Consider the following 17033-nt stretch of genomic DNA (forward strand, 5'->3'; position numbering starts at 1 on the left):
CCGCGCAGTTGACAAACGTCGCGGCCTGTCGCGTCCTAGATGCGCAGCACCACCGTCACCACAGGGGAAAACCGAATGTCCACCAACACCACCGCGGCCGGCCGGAGGGTGCCGCCGCGTCTGCCGACCGGCGCGCTCGCGCTGGGACTCGGGCTTGCCGTGCTGCTGGCAGGCTGCAAGCAGGACGCGCCGCCCGCCCAGGCGCCGGCCACGCCGTCCACGCCGGCCGCGGGCGAGCCCGCCCAGGCGCCGCAGGCGCCGGCCGAGGCGGTCTCGGCCGAGGTCGCCGCCATGGACGCCGAGCAGCTGCGCGAGGCCGCGTCCAAGGCCTACCAGGAGAGCCGGCTGTACGCGCCCGGCGGCGACAACGCGATGGAGTACTACCTTGCCCTGCGCGACAAGCAGCCGGCCGACGCCGGCGTGTCCAGCGCGCTGGTCGACCTGCTGCCGATGACCGTGATCGCCACCGAGCAGAGCCGCGACCGCGGCGACTTCGCCGAGGCCAAGCGCCTGCTGGCGCTGATCGAGAAGACCGACTCGTCGTACCCGGCGATCGAACGGCTCAAGACCACCATCGCCAGCGCCGAGGCCGAGGCGGCGCGGCGTGCGGCCCAGGAGCAGCTCACCGCCGAACAGGAGGCGCAGCGCCAGCGCGAGCTCGAGCGCCAGCGCCAGGAGCAGCAGCGCCTGGCCCAGGAACAGGCAGCGCGCGAACTGGCCGCGCAGCAGGCCGCGCAGGAAGAGGCGGCGCGCCAGGAGGCCGCACGCCAGGAGGCGGCGCGCCAGGAAGCCGCGCGCCGCGAGGCCGAGCGTCTGGAAGCCGAACGCCGCCAGGCCGAGGCCGCGCGCCGCGCCGCGCCCGCGGCCACCGAACTGCGTGCGATCAGCACGCCGGCGCCGCGCTATCCGCCCGACGCGCTGCGCTCGGGCACCTCGGGCGAGGTCCAGGTCGAGTTCACCGTCGGCGTCGACGGTACGGTCACCGCCGCGCGCGTGGTCCAGGCCACCCCGCCGCGGGTGTTCGACCGCGAGGCGCTCAACGCGGTCCGGCGCTGGCGCTTCGAGCCGGTGCCGGCGCCGGTCACCAGCCGGCGCACGATCAACTTCGCGCCGTCGCAGTAACCCCGCGGCCGCGGCCGCGCAAGAAGAAGCCCGGCCCTGGCCGGGCTTCTTCTTGGCCGGATCCCGGCCTCAGGCCGAGATCGCCAGCTTCTCGCGGTGGTACAGGCGCGCGGCCAGCAGCCACAGCGCCAGGCCGGCGCCGAACCCGGCCCCCAGGTACACCAGCCATTCCTGGGCGGTGATCGCCTCGCTGCGCACCAGCTTGAGGATCATCTGGTTCTGCGCCAGGAACGGCACCGCGAACTGCCACAGCTGGGTCTTCACCGGGTTCACCATCAGCACGATGGTCGGGACCATCGGCAGGAACATCAGCACGCTCATGTAGCTCTGCGCTTCCTTCACCGACTTCACGCTGGCCGCGATCAGGGTCAGCAGGGTGGTGCCCACCAGCACCATCGGCAGCAGCACCAGCAGCAGCTGGGCCATCACCGGCACGGACACGTCCACCATCCGCATCGGCCCCGGCGCCAGCTGGAACGAGAGCTTGAGCGAGACCACGATCAGCAGCAGCGACAGCATGCCGAACAGGCAGGCGGCCAGGATCTTGCCGCTCATGATCGCCGCGCGCGGCGCGGGCGTGGCCAGCAGCGGCTCGAGCGACTGCCGCTCGCGTTCGCCGGCGGTGACGTCGATCACCAGCGCCGCCCCGCCCAGGAAGCTGAAAAGCACCAGCAGGTAGGGCAGGAACACCAGCAGCATCCCGCGCCGCGCCTCCGGGGTGGCGACGTCGCGCTGGCCGATCTGCACCGCGAACGCGACCTCGGGGCTGATCCCGCGGTGGATCCCGCGCAGCACGCCCACGGTGCGGCTGTACTCGGTCAGTACTCCGCGCACCCGGCTCACCGGGATCTGCGAGTCCTGGCGCGAGCTGTCGTACACCAGCTCGACCTTGGCGGCGCGGCTGCCGCGCCACTGCTCGCCGAACTCCGGGTCGATCCGCAGCACCAGGTCGTGTTCCTGGTCGCGCACCGCCCGGTCGGGATCGGCGGGCGGCGGCAGGATGTCGATGTTGCGCGACTCCAGGAACGCCACCAGGTTGGGCGCGTGCTCGGCGCCGACCACCGGCAGTTCCAGGGTCGATTCGAGTTGGGTGCGCACCCGCTTCTCGGCCAGCGCGCCCACGCCCAGGAACATCGCCGGGATCAGCACCGGGCCCATGAACAGGCCCAGGGCCATGGTCTTGCGGTCGCGGAACAGGTCGATCAGTTCCTTCTTCGCGACGGTCCAGATCACAGCCAGGTTCATGCGGCGTCTCCTTCCAGTCCGGCCAGGCGCACGAACACGTCCTCCAGGTCCGGCAGGCCGGTCATCGCGCGCAGTTCGTCAGGGGTGCCGATCGCGCGCACCTCGCCGTGGGCGATCACCACGATCCGGTCGCACAGCGCGGCCACCTCCTGCATGATGTGGCTGGAGAACACCACGCAGCGGCCCTCGTCGCGCAGTTCGCGCAGGAAGCCGCGCAACCCGCGCGTGGTCATCACGTCCAGGCCGTTGGTGGGTTCGTCGAGGATCACGTTGCGCGGATCGTGGACCAGGGCGCGCGCGATCGCGGTCTTGGTGCGCTGGCCCTGGCTGAAGCCCTCGGTGCGGCGGTCGAGGAAGTCGTCCATCGCCAGGGTCTTCGCCATCGCCTCGGTGCGCGCGCGGATCGTGGCTTCGTCCAGGCCGTGCAGGCGGCCGAAGTAGGCGATGTTCTCGCGCGCGGTCAGGCGCTTGTAGATGCCGCGTGCGTCGGGCAGCACGCCCAGGCGGCGGCGCACCGCCGCCGGATCTCTGGCCACGTCGATGCCGTCGACCTCGATCCGGCCCTGCTCGGGCGCCATCAGGGTGTAGAGCATGCGCAGGGTGGTGGTCTTGCCGGCGCCGTTGGGGCCGAGCAGGCCGGTGATCTCGCCGTCGCGGGCCTCGAAGCCGACGCCTTTCACCGCGTGCACGGTGCCGGCCTTGCCGCGGAAGGACTTGTGCAGGTTCTCGAGCAGGATCATCTCAGGGCTCCCAGCCGTAGTTGCCGGCGAACGGCGGCTGCGCGGACAGGCGCTCCAGGCAGCCGGCGTCCAGCGACGCGGCATCGGTGGTTTCGAGGAACTGGGCGAACAGCTTGGGCATGCAGCCGGCGCCGAGCACGCTGTGGCCCTGGCCAGGCAACACCAGGTGGCGCGCGTTGGCCAGCCGCTCCACCACCGCGTCGCCGTAGCGCGGCGGCGTGACCGGATCGTGTTCACCGCTGACCGCCAGCACCGGCAGCGCGCCCGACAGCGGTTCGCGGAAGCCTTCGGCGCGGGTGCCCCTGGGCCACACCGAGCACTGCGCGCGCATGGCATCCACCAGCAGCGTGCCCAGCACCGTCGCGTCCTCGCCCTGCGGCGGGTCGGCGAGTTCGTGGACGTCGTCGGTGCAGCTCACCGACAGGCCCATGCCCATCGCCATCGAATCGCCGACCTGGGTGGTGAGCATGCGCGACTGTGCGAGCAGGCTCTCGTAGCGCTCCTGCGAGGCCTCGTGCAGCAGCAGCGGCAGGGTGGCGGCCATCGAGGGGTGGTAGGCGTACAGCCGCAGCAGGCTGACCAGGTGGATCTCGCGCGGCACCTCCTCGCGCCACTCGCCGGACACCGGGTCGCGGTAGCGCACCGGGGCGATGCCGCCGGCGCGCAGGCGTTCGCGCACCGTGGCCAGCTGCGCGCGCGGATCGCCGAGGTTGGCGAGGCAGGCCTGGTCGTCGCGGCAGCGCGCGAACTGCGCGTCGAGCGCGTCCTCCAGGTTGCGCGCGTGCTCCTGGCCCAGCACCAGGGTGTTGGGCACCACCGAATCGAGCACCAGCGCCCGGGTCTGCGCCGGATAGGTGGCCGCGTACTGCTGCGCCACCCGGGTGCCGTAGGACACGCCCACCAGGTTGACCTGCTCCACCCCCAGCGCCTGGCGCACCAGCTCTAGGTCGCGGACGTGGTCGCCGGTGGCGTAGTGGCGCAGGTCCGCGCGCTGCGCGAGCTCGTCGCGGCAGGCCTCGGTCATGCGGACCACGGCCGCGAGGTCGTCGTTGGCCGGGTCGGCCAGCGCATCGTCGTCGTTGAAGCCGGAGCAGTGCAGCGGGTTGGAGCCGCCGGTGCCGCGCGCGTCGACCAGGACCACGTGGCGGTTGCGGCTGACGTCGGAGAACGCGTCGGCCACCATCGGGAAGCTTTCGATCGCGGACTGGCCCGGCCCGCCGGCGATCATGTAGACCGGATCCGGCGCGGCCATGCCGCGCGCCGGCACCAGCGCGATCGAGAGGCTGATCCTGCGCCCGTCCGGCGATGCGTGGTCCTCGGGGACCTCGTAGGTGGTGCACTGCGCTTCCACCGAACTGCCGCCGGGCGCGGCCAGCGCGCAGGGCTCGAACGACAGTTCGCCGTAGTGCAGCCTGCCCGCGGCGTCGGCATGGATGCCGACCTGCTGGCGCGGGCCGCCCTCGCAGGCGGCCAGCAGCAGCGCGCTGGCGAGCAGGGCGAAGGTGGGTGGCAATGGCTTCATTCGGAAGGCTCCGGGAAGACGATCGGTTGGGGTCTGGAACACGGCGGCGATGCGCGCCGGGCGGGCGCGGGCGCTGCCGCCCGTCACGAGAACAGCAGACGTGGGCCGGGGGGCGCCTGTGACCGGGCGGGCGCGCGGCGGGCAGCCTACTTGCTGCTGACGTACTTCTCGCGGCGGATCCGCGGCACCGGCAGCCCGGCCGCCTTGAGCGCCTCGAAGCAGGCATCGACCATGTTGGGGTTGCCGCACAGGTAGGCGATGTCGCCCTGCGCATCGGGCGCGAATTCGGCCAGGAACAGCTGCACGTAGCCATGGCGCACGTCCGGGTGGTCGTGCGGCGATCCGGGTTCGGGCAGCTGGCGCGAGAAGCACGGCACGAAGCGGAAGCCGGGGTTGCGCCGGGCGAACGCGCGGAACTCCTCGCCGTACAGCAGCTCCTCGGGCGAGCGCGCGCCGAACAGCAGCACCACCTCGATCCCGCGCGCGGCGATCGCCTGCTCCAGCAGCGGCAGCATCGACCGGTACGGCGTCACCCCGGTGCCGGTGCCGATCAGCAGGTAGCGCCGGTTGTCGTCGCCGGGCATCAGGCAGAAGCGCCCGAACGGGCCGCTCGCCTGCACCGTCCCGCCGGGCTCCAGGCCCTCGAACAGGGCGGTGGCCGCGCCACCGGGGACGTAGCTCACCGCGATCTCGACCGCGTCGCCCGGGCCGAGCGCATGGTCGTGGATGGTGGCCAGCGAATACGAGCGCCGGGTTGGCGTGCCGTCGGCGTAGTTGAAATGCACCTGGATGAACTGGCCGGGCACGAAGTCCAGCGGCTGGCCGTCGTCGCGGGTGAAGGTCAGGTGCGCCACCGACGGGGCGAGCATGCGCTTGCCGACGAGCTTGAGCGGAAACTGGGCGATGGCCAAGGCGGGGGGAGCAGACCAGAGGGGTGCCTATACTAGCCCCTCGCCGTGAAGCACGCGGCCGGCCCCGCCGGGACGCGCCGCTGCGCGCCGCGTTCCCCGGCAGCCGGGTGGATCCTTTGCCGCGGCGGCAGCGCCCTGTAGCATCCGCCAGCGTGCCCAGCGCCGCATGGGAGGGGGACGCGCACGCGCCATCGCGCGCGCGACCGCCCCGGCGTGGCATCCCTCGGGTCGATCCCGGGCAGCATCGCCACGCCCGGCCGCTCGAGCGGGCATGGAAGGCTGGATCGGATGCGCCCTCGATCGATGCGGGGAAGACAGGAGGCGGCATGAGCACAGGCACGCGCGCAACTGCGCCGCTGTTTGGGGGCGGCGCCCACGGCTACCGCTTCGACGCCTACGTGGCGGCGATGACCCGGCAGATGCTGGAGAGCCTGCTGGCCAGGCGTGACGGGATCCCGCAGCCCGTGCGCAAGCTGCACTGGACCGGCCACCAGGGATACAACCAGCTGGCCTGCCTGGCGATCAACGGGCAGGAATGGCCGGACGACTTCGGCGTCGAGACCAGCATCCCCGCGAACTGCGAATGGCCGGAGGAGGACGAGGTCATGCTCCGGTTCCTGCGCGTGCATGGCCAGCGCATCGACGACGGCGCCGGCCAGGACGGGGACGACGCGATCGGGGAACACGAGGAGATCGGGAACTTCGAGTGGGGCGACCGCTTCGAACTGCCGGCCTGCGCCCTGATCCACGAACAGCTGCTCGGACTGCAATGGCTCGCCGGCGAACTTGGGCGCGCTGGCGTCCGGTTGAACGACGACTGCAAGGTGGTCGTCGGCGACGAGGACAACGAGTGGGAGGACTTCGGCGACTTGGTGCTGGAGAACGTCGCCGGCCTGCCGCAAGCGTGGCACGAGGACGTGGCCGCCATGTTCTACGAGCGCCCGGAGCGCCAGGCCTGGCTCCGCGGCGGTGCCGGCTGAGGACGCCGCTGCGCCCGCAGCGGGCCGTTCCCGGCGCCGCAGCGCCACGGATCCGGGACGGTGTGGCCCGGAAGTGGGCCAGTCGGCCACCTATACTAGTGGCTTGCCGCGAGCCGCGCGGCCATGTTCCGTGACGATCCCGATGACCATCCATCCAGACGCGGGCCCCGGCGCTCCGGCGCTGCGGATACGCGACCTCTGCAAGACCTACGACAACGGCGTGCAGGCGCTGCGCGGCGTGTCGCTGGACGTCGAACCGGGCGACTTCTACGCCCTGCTCGGCCCCAACGGCGCCGGAAAGAGCACCCTGATCGGCATCATCTCCTCGCTGGTCAACAAGACCTCCGGCCAGGTGTCGGTGTTCGGCATTGACCTGGAGGCCGATCGCGGCGCGGCCATGCGCCAGATCGGCCTGGTGCCCCAGGAGATCAACTTCAACATGTTCGAGAAACCGCTCGACATCCTGGTCAACTACGCCGGCTTCTACGGGGTGCCGCGCGCCGAGGCGCTGGCGCGCGCTGAGCAGGAGCTGCGCCGCGCCTTCCTCTGGGACAAGGCGCGGCTGATGAGCCGCACGCTCTCGGGCGGCATGAAGCGCCGGCTGATGATCGCGCGGGCGATGATGACCCGGCCGCGGCTGCTGATCCTGGACGAACCCACCGCCGGCGTCGACATCGAGATCCGCCGCGACATGTGGCGGGTGCTGCGCGAGATCAACGCCGCCGGCACCACCATCATCCTCACCACCCACTACCTCGAGGAAGCCGAGTCGCTGTGCCGCAACCTGGCGATCATCGACCGCGGCACCATCGTCGAGCAGGGTCCGATGCGCGCGCTGCTGGCCAAGCTCGACGTCGAGGGGTTCCTGTTCGATGTCGAGGGCGCGCTGCCGGCCACGCTGCCGGCGATCGAGGGCGCCGCCCTGGCCGCGCGCGACGACCACACCCTCGACCTCGACATGCCGCGGGCGATGGACCTCAACCGGGTGTTCGCGGCGTTCGACGCGGCCGGGATCCGGGTGCGTTCGATGCGCACCAAGTCGAACCGGCTCGAGGAGCTGTTCGTGCGCCTGACCGGCAGCGCCCGCGACCGGGAGCAGGCCGCATGAGCCGGGTCGATCCGCATTCCGGCATCGTGGCCGCGCCGCCGGGCGCGCGCCTGCACTGGGTCGCGCTGTACACGATCACCCGGCGCGAGATCGCGCGCATCCTGCGCATCTGGGGCCAGACCCTGGTGCCGCCGGCGATCACGATGACCCTGTACTTCCTGATCTTCGGCGGCCTGATCGGCTCGCGCATCGGGCAGATGGGCGGCTACAGCTACATGGAGTTCATCGTCCCCGGCCTGGTGATGATGAGCGTGATCCAGAACAGCTACGGCAACATCTCCTCCAGCTTCTTCGGCGCCAAGTTCGGGCGCCACATCGAGGAGCTGCTGGTCAGCCCGATGCCCAACTGGGTGATTCTGGGCGGCTACGTGGCCGGCGCGGTGCTGCGCGGGCTGATGGTGGGCGTGATCGTGCTCGGGATCGCGATGTGCTTCACCACGGTGCGCATCCCGCACCCGCTGGTGACCCTGACCACCGTCCTGCTGGGTTCGACGATCTTCTCGCTGGCCGGCTTCGTCAACGCGGTCTACGCGAAGAAGTTCGACGACGTGGCGATCGTGCCCACCTTCATCCTGACCCCGCTGACCTACCTGGGCGGCGTGTTCTATTCGGTCAAGCTGCTGCCGGGCTGGGCCGAGACGGCCACGCATTTCAACCCGATCTTCTACATGGTCAACGCGTTCCGCTACGGCCTGCTGGGCACCTCGGACGTGCCGCTGTGGATCGCCTACGCGCTGATGCTGGCCTTCGTCGCCGTGCTCGGCGCGCTGTCGCTGTGGCTGCTGCGCCGCGGCGTGGGGCTGCGCAGCTGATGCGGGTGCTGGTGCTCGGCGCCGGGGGGACCGGCGGATACTTCGGCGGGCGCCTGGCGCAGTCCGGCGCCGACGTCGCGTTCCTGGTCCGGCCGGCGCGCGCGGCGCAGCTGGCGCGCGACGGCCTGCGCATCCGCAGTGCGCTCGGCGACGCCGACCTGCCGGTGCGCGTGGTCACCGCCCAGGCGCTGCCCGGCGTGCTGCGCGACGAACGCTTCGACCTGGTCGTGCTGAGCTGCAAGGCCTGGGACCTGGAAGCGGCGATCGCCGACGTGGCGCCGGCGGTGGACGCCGGCGCGACGGTGATGCCGATCCTCAACGGGCTGCTGCACTACGCCGCACTGGATGCGCGCTTCGGCCGCGAGCGCGTGCTCGGCGGGCTGTGCTTCATCAGCGTGGCCAAGGCTGCGGACGGCAGCATCGTGCACATGGGGCGGCCGGCCTCGATCACCTTCGGCGAGCGCGACGGCGGCCGCAGCGCGCGCGTGGACGCGTTCGCCGCGCTGTGCGCACGCGCCGGCCTTGACCACCGCGCCAGCGACGACATCGCCACCGAGCAGTGGATCAAGTTCAGCTTCCTCGCCACGCTGGCCGCGGGCACCTGCCTGATGCGCGACGGCGTGGGAGCGATCGTGGCCTGCGAGGGCGGCGCGGCGTTCATGGCCGCGCTGCACGACGAATGCCTGGCGGTGGCCGCGGCCGAAGGCCATCGGGTGCCGGAGAAGGCGCGCGCCATCGCCCGCGACAGCCTGGTCGATCCGGCTTCGCAGGTGAAGGCCTCGATGCTGCGCGACCTCGAAGCCGGTGGCCCGGTCGAGGCCGCGCACATCGTCGGCGACATGTGGCACCGCGCGCGTGCGGCCGGTCTGGACACGCCGCTGCTGCAGGCGGCCTGGGTGCACCTGCAGGCCTACCAGGCGCGCCGCCAGCACTGAGCGCGTGCGCGAACCGCATCGCACCGCGCCGGGCCGGTCGCGCGCGTGGTGTACCCTGCGCCGGTTCGCCAACGGAGACCGCAACGGATGCAGAAGGGAGCACTGCCGGCCATCGCGCTGGCGCTGGCGTTGTGCGCATGCGGCGGGTCCGCGCCCGGCCCCACCGACACCGACGCCACCAACGCCACCGACGCCACCCGACGCGCGGCCGACGCCGCGCCCGGCCCGGCGGTCGACGCCACCAACCAGCCGCCGCCCGATCCCGCGACCCCGTCGCCGCCGGCCGACATCGTCCACGACACCGACGGCCAGCCGGTGCCGCTGCTCGGGTTCGACATCGCGGCGGTGCCGCCAAGCCAGGCGACGCTGGGCGAGCTGCCGTTCTTCTCGCTGCCCGAAGGCTACGCGGCGCAGAACCGTCCGCACGTGCGCCGCCACGCGCGCTTCCCGTTCCGGCTCGGCGATGGCGTGCACTGGGTCGAGGGCGCGAGCTGGAACGCCATGCTGGCGGTCGCGCGCGACCGCCGCCGCGACAAGGAGTTCTCCGAGCGCGAACTGCGCCGCAACCTCGAGGCGGTGCTGGCGCAGGCCGGTGCGCAGCAGGTGTTCGAGGGCCCGCTGCGGCGTGGCATCTATTACGGGCCGGAGCTGAAGGAGGAGATCGGCGGCGGCTTCATCGACGGCGTGAACCTCGACCGCGACGCCCGCACCAGCGTGCACGTGCTGCGGCTGGCCGACCGCAACGTCTGGGTGCAGCTGGCCACGACCCGGTCGCGCGCCGGGCTGGTGGTGGTCGAGGAGCGTCCGTTCACCGCCACCGCGCGCTGGACCGGCCAGTTCCCCTACCTGTCGATGCCCGAGGGCTACGACGAGGGCAACCGGCCGCGGCAGCGCGATTTCGACATGTATCCGTTCTGGACCGGCGAAGGCTTCGAGGAAGTGGAGGGGCGCACCTGGGCCGGGCAGGTCATGGCGGGCAAGCGCGCCCGTTCCATGCACGAGGTGCGGCGCAACCTGCAGGCGATGATGGCCGAGGCCGGCGGCGAGCTGGTATTCGAGGGCCGGATGCCGAAGGAGGCCTCCGAGCGCTACGGGCCCGACCTCAAGGGCACCTTCAGCGACGGCACTGGCTACAGCTGGCACGACTACGAGTCGCTGGTGTACCGCGTGCCGCTGCCCGCGGGACGCGAGGCCTGGGTCCACGCCAGGCTCGAGTACGGCAGCGCCGGCTGGGTGGTGGTGGAACGCGAGGCGTTCATGCAGACCGCGGCGCTGCTGCCGGCCGACGCGCTCAAGCGACAGCTCGACGCCGACGGGCGGGTTGCGATCGAGGTGAACTTTGCCGTCGACAGCGACCGGATCCTGCCCGGGTCGCAGCCGCAGATCGAACAGGTGCTGGCGCTGCTGCAGCAGGCGCCGGACCTGCAGCTGGCGGTCGAGGGCCACACCGACGACACCGGCGCGGCCGAGCACAACCGCACGCTGTCCCGGGCCCGCGCGGCTTCGGTGGTAGCGGCACTGGTCGGGCGCGGCATCGCCGCTTCGCGGCTCTCGGCCGCGGGCTTCGGCGCCGACCGGCCGGTCGCCGACAACGCGACCGACGCGGGCCGGGCGCGCAACCGCCGGGTGGAGCTGGTCAGGCGCTGAGCGCGCGCCGGACGCGGGCCGCTGTCCGGTGGCCCGGCCCGGCTGCCGTTTGCCAAGGGGGTACGAGGCGCCGGGGAGGCCGGCGCATCCACAGGGAGGAAGCGATGCAACGACGCACGGGAATGCTGGGGCTGGTGCTGGTGCTGGCGGCGGGCGCGTGTGCGGGGCCCGCGGCGGGGCGCGATGCCTGCCTGGTCGGCCGCTGGAAGCCGGTGGGTAACGGCGCGGCGGAATGGATCGCGCGCCAGGGCAGCGGCCTGCGGGTCGCCGTCCACAACCAGGTCGCGAGCATGCGCCTGGATGCGGACGGGCGCTATTGGGCCGGGTCCACGATCGACGCCAGTTCCAGCCTCGGCGGGCGCAGCGCCCGCGGCACCGCCACCCATGCCGCCAGCGGCACCTGGACCAGCGCCAATGGCACTCTGGTCCTGCAGCCGTCGCAGGCCGATTCGGGCGGCAGCGTCGAGGTGCGGGCGGGCGACGGGCGCGCCACCCGGATGCCGATCCCCGCCCAGGGCGGCGGCGCGCTGGCCCAGGAATACCGCTGCAGCGGCGATACGCTCGAAACCCGGATCCGGATCCCGGGATCGAACGACCCGATCGTGCAGCGTTTCGTCCGCGAGTAGCGCCGCCGCGCCTCGCCGCGCCCCGCGGCCGGTGGATCAGCCGGCTGCGGGCCCGGAGGGCAGGCGGAAGAACGCGCTGGCGGTGGCGGTGGTCGCGGCCGCGGTCACCGCGGGATCCTCGCCGCGGCAGCGGGCCAGGTCTTCGACGATGTGCGGCAGGAACGCCGGTTCGTTGCGGCGGTCCTTCGGCATCGGCCGCAGCGAGCGCGGCAGCAGGTAGGGCGCGTCGGTCTCCACCATCAGCCGGTTGGCGGGGATCTGGCCGACGATCCCGCGCAGGTGCTGGCCGCGGCGCTCGTCGCACAGCCAGCCGGTGATGCCGATGTGCCAGTCGTGGTCGAGGTAGTCGAACAGTTCCTCGCGGCTGCCGGTGAAGCAGTGCACCACCGCCGGCCCGATCCGGCCTTCGAACTGCCGCATGATGGCCATGAAGTCCGCGTGCGCGTCGCGCTGGTGCAGGAACAGCGGCTTGCCGGTGTCCACGGCGATCTCCAGCTGGCGCTCGAACGCCTTGCGCTGCGCCGGGCGCGGCGAGAAGTCGCGGAAGTAGTCCAGGCCGCATTCGCCCACCGCCACCACTTCCGGGTGGCGGTGCAGTTCGCGCATCTGCGCGTCGCACTCGGCGGTGTACTCCACCGCGTGGTGCGGATGCACGCCGGCGGTCGCGAACAGCACGCCCGGATGCGCGCGCGCCAGCGCCAGCGCCCTGGGCGAATGCTCGCGGCTGGCCCCGGTCACCACCATCCGCACCACGCCGGCCGCGCGCGCGCGTTCGAGCACGGCGTCGCGGTCATGGTCGAAGCTGTCGTGGGTGAGGTTGAGGCCGATGTCGATCAGCTGCATGGAACGGATGTCGGGTTGCGGGCCGCGCATTCTAGCCGGCGCCCCGCGGGGCGGGCCCGGCACGGTCGCGGCCGCGCCCGGCCGGATCGCCGGATAATGGGCGCTCCCGCTCCGCCGCGACCAGCGCGGCCGCGACCAAGCCGATCCATGGATCTTCCGATCACGCCACTGCTGCCCGCGATCCGGGACCGCCTGGCCGCGCATCCGCGGCTGGTGCTCGAAGCGCCGCCCGGCGCCGGCAAGACCACCGCGGTGCCGCCGGCGCTGCTCGAGGCACCGTGGCTGGCCGGGCGCCGGATCGTGATGCTCGAGCCGCGGCGCGTGGCCGCGCGCAGCGCCGCGGGCTTCATGGCCGCGCGGATGGGCGAGGAGGTCGGCGGCACCGTCGGCTACCGCATCCGCTTCGAGCACCGGGTGTCGGCGCGGACCCGGATCGAGGTGGTGACCGAAGGCATCCTCACCCGCATGATCCAGGACGACCCGGAGCTGCCGGGCGTGGGCGCGCTGCTGTTCGACGAGTTCCACGAGCGCCACCTGTCGGCCGACCTGGGCCTGGCGCTGGCGCTGGACGTGCAGGCCTCGCTGCGCGAGGACCTGCGGATCGTGGTGATGTCGGCCACGCTCGACGGCGAGCGGCTGGCCGCGTTCCTCGACGCGCCGCGGCTGTCGAGCCAAGGCCGCAGCCATCCGGTGCAGGTCGAACACTTCCCGGCGCGCCGCGACGAGGCGCTGGAGGCGCAGGTGCGGCGCGCGGTGGAGCACGCGCTCGCGCGGCATCCGGGCGACGTGCTGGTGTTCCTGCCGGGCCGGCGCGAGATCGCGCGCGCGGCGCTGGCGCTGGAAGGCGCGGCGGTGGACGCCGAGGTGCTGGAGCTGCACGGCGAGCTGCCGGTCGAGCGCCAGGCGCAGGTCCTGCGCCCTGCCGCGGACGGCCGTCGCCGCGTGGTGCTGGCGACCAACGTCGCCGAATCCAGCGTGACCCTGCCGGGCGTGCGCGTGGTCATCGACAGCGGCCTGGCGCGCGAGCCGCGCTACGACCCGGGCAGTGGCTTCCCGCGCCTGGACGTGGTGCCGATCGCGCAGGCCTCGGCCGACCAGCGTGCCGGCCGCGCCGGCCGCGTTGCCGAAGGCTGGGCCTACCGCCTGTGGCCGGCCTCGCAGCGGCTGGAGCCGCAGCGCCGGCCCGAGATCGCGCAGGTCGAACTGGCCGGCCTGGTGCTGGAACTGGCCGCCTGGGGCGACGCCGCGTTGCGCTTCGTCGATCCGCCGCCGCCGGGCGCGCTCGCGGCCGCGCGCGATCTGCTGCGGCGCCTGGGCGCGCTCGACGATCAGCACCGGATCACTTCGACCGGCCGGCGCATGCTCGCCCTCGGCACCCATCCGCGGCTGGCGGCGATGCTGCTGGCCGCGCGCGACGGCGACGAGCGCGCGCTGGCCTGCGACCTCGCCGCGCTGGTCGAGGCGCGCGATCCGCTGCGCGGCCGCGACGACGGCTGGCGCGCGCGCTGGGCGGCGCTGGCCGCGTTCCGCGCCGGCCGCACCGATGCCGACGCCCACCGCGCCACGCTCGCCGCGATCGATACCGCCGCGCGGCAGTGGCGGCGCCGCCTCGGCGCCCGCGACGCGCCGCCGCGCGAGGCGCCCGCGCACGCGCTCGGAGACCTGCTCGCGCACGCCTTCCCCGACCGCATCGGCCGCGTGCATCCGCGCGATCCGCAGCGCTACCTGCTCGCCAACGGCCGCACGGCGCGGCTGGCCGACGACAGCGCGCTGCGCGGCGAGCCCTGGATCGTGGCCAGCGAACTGCGCCACGAGGCGCGCGACGCGCTGGTGCTGCGCGCCGCGCCGGTGGACGAAGCGCGATTGCGGCGCGACTTCGGCGAGCGCTTCATCGAGCGCGACGAAGTGCGCTGGGACGAGGCACGCCGCGCGCTGGTGGCCGAGCGCGTGCGCCGCTTCGACGGCATCGTGCTCGATGCGCGGCCGGCCGGATCGGTGGATCCCGCGCTGGCGGCGCAGGCGCTGACCGATGCGGTCGCCGCGCTGGGGCTCGACGCGCTGCCGTGGACGCAGGGTCTGCGCCAGTGGCAGGCGCGGGTGCAGTCGCTGCGCGCGTGGATGCCGGACCTGGGCCTGCCGGACGTGTCGGACGCGGCGCTGCTGGCCACGCGCGAAGCGTGGCTGCGGCCGCCGTTCGAGGGCGCGACCCGGCTCGATGCGCTGTCGGCCGAAGCCTTGGGCGAGGCGCTGCGTTCGCAGCTCGATTGGCCGCTGCGGCAGCAACTGGATGCATTGGCGCCGGTGCGGATCGTCGTGCCTTCGGGCATGGAGCGTCGCATCGATTACGCGCTTGCTGCCGACGGCACGCCGGAACCGCCGGTACTCGCGGTCAAGCTGCAGGAACTGTTCGGTCTGGCCGACACCCCGCGCATCGCCGACGGTCGCGTCCCGCTCACCCTGCACCTGCTCTCGCCGGCTGGCCGGCCGCTGCAGGTGACCCGCGACCTGCGCGGGTTCTGGGACCGCACCTACCCGGAGGTGCGCAAGGAAATGAAGGGTCGCTATCCGAAGCACCCGTGGCCGGAAGATCCGTGGAGCGCCACCGCGACCCATCGGGCGAAGCCGCGTGGAACCTAGCCGCGCGTTCCTTCCCCGCAAGCGGGGAGGGATGTCGGTGCGACGGAAGCGCGGTCCCTGCTCCTTCCCCCGCTTGCGGGGGGGAAGGCTGGGATGGGGGCAGGTTCCGCAGCGAGGACACCTGGCGTAGCGATGGATGCGGCCCCCACCCCGGCCCTCCCCCGCGAGCGGGGGAGGGGGTGTCAGGTGCAATGGTGGTGCGGTCCCTGCTCCTTCCCCCGCTTGCGGGGGAAGGCCGGGATGGGGGCAGGGGGTAAATCGTCGCGCCGCAGCGCATCACGCCGCGGCGACGGCGGCGGCCGCAGACTGTGCCACTATCGGCTTCCCGCCCAGGATTCCCCCATGAGCAGACTCGATTCGATCTCCGGAAAAATGATGGACCTGGTCGGCCAGGTCGGCGACAGCGTCCGCCACACCCTGCCCGACGGCGCCGGCAAATGGCTGCAGGCGGGCATGGCGCTGGGCGCGGCGAAAACCGGTTCGCGTGCCGTGGGCGGTGTCCTGCGCCGCAATCCGGCGGTGCTGGCCGCGGCCGCGGTCGGGATCGGTGCGGCGTGGTACGCGGTCCATCGCTACCGCCGCAAGCAACAGGCCAATGGCGACGGCCAGGTGATCGAGGGCAAGGCGCGCCGGGTCGAGGCGCGGCGTGCGTCGCGCAAGGGCGACGCGCCTTCGGGTGACGGCACCAGCGTGCGGCGGCGGTCCTCGCGTGCCAGGCAGGCCACGGCCGACACGCCCGCCGGCAACGAATGACACCGGGCATGGGCCGGCCCGCGCCGGCCCGGCCTCAGCCCGAAGCCGCGGCGGCGGCCGCCTCGGGCAGTTCCAGCACGAAGCGCGCGCCGCCGCCCTCGCGGTCCTCGTAGCGCAGTTCGCCGCCCACCGCGCCCACGATCTGGCGCGCCAGCGACAGCCCGAGCCCGCTCGATACCGCGTCGTTCCCCCCGTCGTTGGGGTTGACCCGGAAGAACGGCGTGAACAGCGACGACTGCTTGGACGCCGGGATCCCCGGCCCGCGATCCTCCACCCGCAGCTGCTGGTAGCCCGGCGCGCCGGGCTGCACCGACAGGTCGATGTCGCTGCCCGGCGCGTACTTGATCGCGTTGCTGATCAGGTTCTCGCACACCTGGCGCAGCACCAGCGGATCGATCGCCACCGTCGCATCCGACACCGACAGCACGCGCAGTCGCGCGCCGCGGTCCTCGAGCTGCAGTGCGTAGCGCCGCTCCAGCCATTCCACCAGCTCGGGCAGCGCCGCCCGGGCCGGTTCGCGCGCGGCCTGCGAGCGCGCCGATGCCTGGGTCTCGAGGTAGCGGCGGATGTAGCCCAGCGCGTCCTCGGCGCTGTCGCGGATCATCTGCAGGTAGCGCGGGACCCGCTCCGCGCGGGTCTGCCCGGTAAGCAGCAGGTCGCTAGCGAAGAAGATGCTGCTGAGCGGGTTCTTGAGGTCGTGCGCGACCAGGTTTACCAGTTCCTGGCGCTCGCGCGCCACCCGCTCGAGCCGGTCGCGGGTGAGCTTGAGGCCGATGTGCGCCTGCACCCGCGCCAGCAGTTCCTCCGGCATGAACGGCTTGGTGACGTAGTCCACCGCGCCCGAGTCGAACGCGCGCAGCAGCAGGTCGCGGTCGTGGGCGGCGGTGAGGAACACCACCGGCAGCCCCGACCAGGCCGGATTGGCGCGGATCTCGTCGAGCAGTTCGAAGCCGTCCATGCCCGGCATCATCATGTCCAGCAGCACCAGGTCGGAGGACTGCTGCTCCAGGCGCTGCAGCGCTTCCTCGCCGCTCTCGGCGGTGTACACCGAATAGCCCTGGCGCGACAGCAGGGCGCTGATGATGCGGAGGTTGGAGGGCTGGTCGTCGACGACCAGGACCCGGCCGGCGCTGGCTTTGGTATTGGGCATGG

Annotated in this window: 15 protein-coding genes; 9 read left to right on the forward strand and 6 right to left on the reverse strand. The window is 72.9% G+C overall.

All coding sequences use genetic code 11. The features are described from left to right. The first annotated feature begins 75 nt into the window (after window positions 1-75). The gene (locus FQY79_RS10400) at window positions 76-1122 is read left to right on the forward strand and encodes an energy transducer TonB (protein WP_146312861.1); all 1047 of its coding nucleotides are present in this window, start codon (window positions 76-78) and stop codon (window positions 1120-1122) included. A gap of 69 nt (window positions 1123-1191) precedes the next feature. Here the strand turns inward: FQY79_RS10400 and FQY79_RS10405 are convergent, their stop codons facing one another. The 4 genes from FQY79_RS10405 to FQY79_RS10420 all read right to left on the reverse strand — a co-directional run bounded on the left by FQY79_RS10405 (window position 1192) and on the right by FQY79_RS10420 (window position 5540). Next, window positions 1192-2367, reverse strand: a complete 1176-nt coding sequence (locus tag FQY79_RS10405; protein WP_146312862.1) for an ABC transporter permease — start codon at window positions 2365-2367, stop codon at window positions 1192-1194. Then, a complete protein-coding gene (locus FQY79_RS10410) occupies window positions 2364-3107 on the reverse strand; it encodes an ABC transporter ATP-binding protein (protein WP_146312863.1) in 744 nt (247 codons plus the stop codon). Before FQY79_RS10410 ends, FQY79_RS10405 begins: the two co-directional genes overlap by 4 nt. A 1-nt stretch (window position 3108) precedes the next feature. Beyond that, window positions 3109-4629 (reverse strand): alpha/beta hydrolase, encoded by a 1521-nt coding sequence (locus FQY79_RS10415; RefSeq protein WP_146312864.1) that lies wholly within the window; start codon window positions 4627-4629, stop codon window positions 3109-3111. Between the two features lie 146 nt (window positions 4630-4775). Then, window positions 4776-5540, reverse strand: a complete 765-nt coding sequence (locus FQY79_RS10420) for a ferredoxin--NADP reductase (protein WP_281289310.1) — start codon at window positions 5538-5540, stop codon at window positions 4776-4778. 326 nt (window positions 5541-5866) lie between these two features. Between FQY79_RS10420 and FQY79_RS10425 the strand changes: the two genes are divergently transcribed. The 6 genes from FQY79_RS10425 (at window position 5867) to FQY79_RS10450 (ending at window position 11648) form a co-directional block, all read left to right on the forward strand. Next, entirely contained in the window at window positions 5867-6520 is a 654-nt protein-coding gene (locus FQY79_RS10425) for a hypothetical protein (RefSeq protein WP_146312865.1), read from the forward strand. 142 nt (window positions 6521-6662) lie between these two features. Then, on the forward strand, window positions 6663-7628 hold the full coding sequence (locus tag FQY79_RS10430; protein WP_146312866.1) for an ABC transporter ATP-binding protein: 966 nt from the start codon (window positions 6663-6665) through the stop codon (window positions 7626-7628). Next, complete coding sequence (locus tag FQY79_RS10435) at window positions 7625-8440, forward strand: ABC transporter permease (RefSeq protein WP_027070772.1); 816 nt, start codon at window positions 7625-7627, stop codon at window positions 8438-8440. The genes FQY79_RS10430 and FQY79_RS10435 overlap by 4 nt, the downstream gene beginning before the upstream one ends. Continuing rightward, window positions 8440-9375 (forward strand): 2-dehydropantoate 2-reductase, encoded by a 936-nt coding sequence (panE, locus tag FQY79_RS10440; protein WP_146312996.1) that lies wholly within the window; start codon window positions 8440-8442, stop codon window positions 9373-9375. Before FQY79_RS10435 ends, panE begins: the two co-directional genes overlap by 1 nt. Before the next feature lie 87 nt (window positions 9376-9462). Further along, the gene (locus FQY79_RS10445) at window positions 9463-11022 is read left to right on the forward strand and encodes an OmpA family protein (protein ID WP_222434276.1); all 1560 of its coding nucleotides are present in this window, start codon (window positions 9463-9465) and stop codon (window positions 11020-11022) included. 104 nt (window positions 11023-11126) lie between these two features. Next, window positions 11127-11648, forward strand: a complete 522-nt coding sequence (locus FQY79_RS10450; RefSeq protein WP_146312867.1) for a hypothetical protein — start codon at window positions 11127-11129, stop codon at window positions 11646-11648. Window positions 11649-11684: 36 nt separating this feature from the next. Here FQY79_RS10450 and FQY79_RS10455 read toward each other — a convergent pair whose 3' ends face one another. Then, window positions 11685-12491, reverse strand: coding sequence for a TatD family hydrolase (locus tag FQY79_RS10455; protein ID WP_146312868.1), 807 nt, complete (start codon window positions 12489-12491; stop codon window positions 11685-11687). 147 nt (window positions 12492-12638) lie between these two features. Between FQY79_RS10455 and hrpB the strand changes: the two genes are divergently transcribed. Continuing rightward, window positions 12639-15128: an ATP-dependent helicase HrpB gene (gene hrpB, locus FQY79_RS10460; RefSeq protein ID WP_146312869.1), complete on the forward strand. Its 2490-nt coding sequence runs from the start codon at window positions 12639-12641 to the stop codon at window positions 15126-15128. 342 nt (window positions 15129-15470) lie between these two features. After that, window positions 15471-15881 carry a hypothetical protein gene (locus FQY79_RS10465; protein WP_146312870.1) on the forward strand — a complete coding sequence of 137 codons (411 nt, stop codon included), beginning with the start codon at window positions 15471-15473 and terminating at the stop codon, window positions 15879-15881. 34 nt (window positions 15882-15915) lie between these two features. Here the strand turns inward: FQY79_RS10465 and FQY79_RS10470 are convergent, their stop codons facing one another. Next, a complete protein-coding gene (locus FQY79_RS10470) occupies window positions 15916-17031 on the reverse strand; it encodes a hybrid sensor histidine kinase/response regulator (RefSeq protein WP_186759946.1) in 1116 nt (371 codons plus the stop codon). Window positions 17032-17033: the final 2 nt, after the last annotated feature.

The sequence above is a fragment of the Luteimonas wenzhouensis genome (assembly GCF_007859305.1).
In the GTDB taxonomy this organism is placed as follows: Bacteria; Pseudomonadota; Gammaproteobacteria; order Xanthomonadales; family Xanthomonadaceae; genus Luteimonas; species Luteimonas wenzhouensis.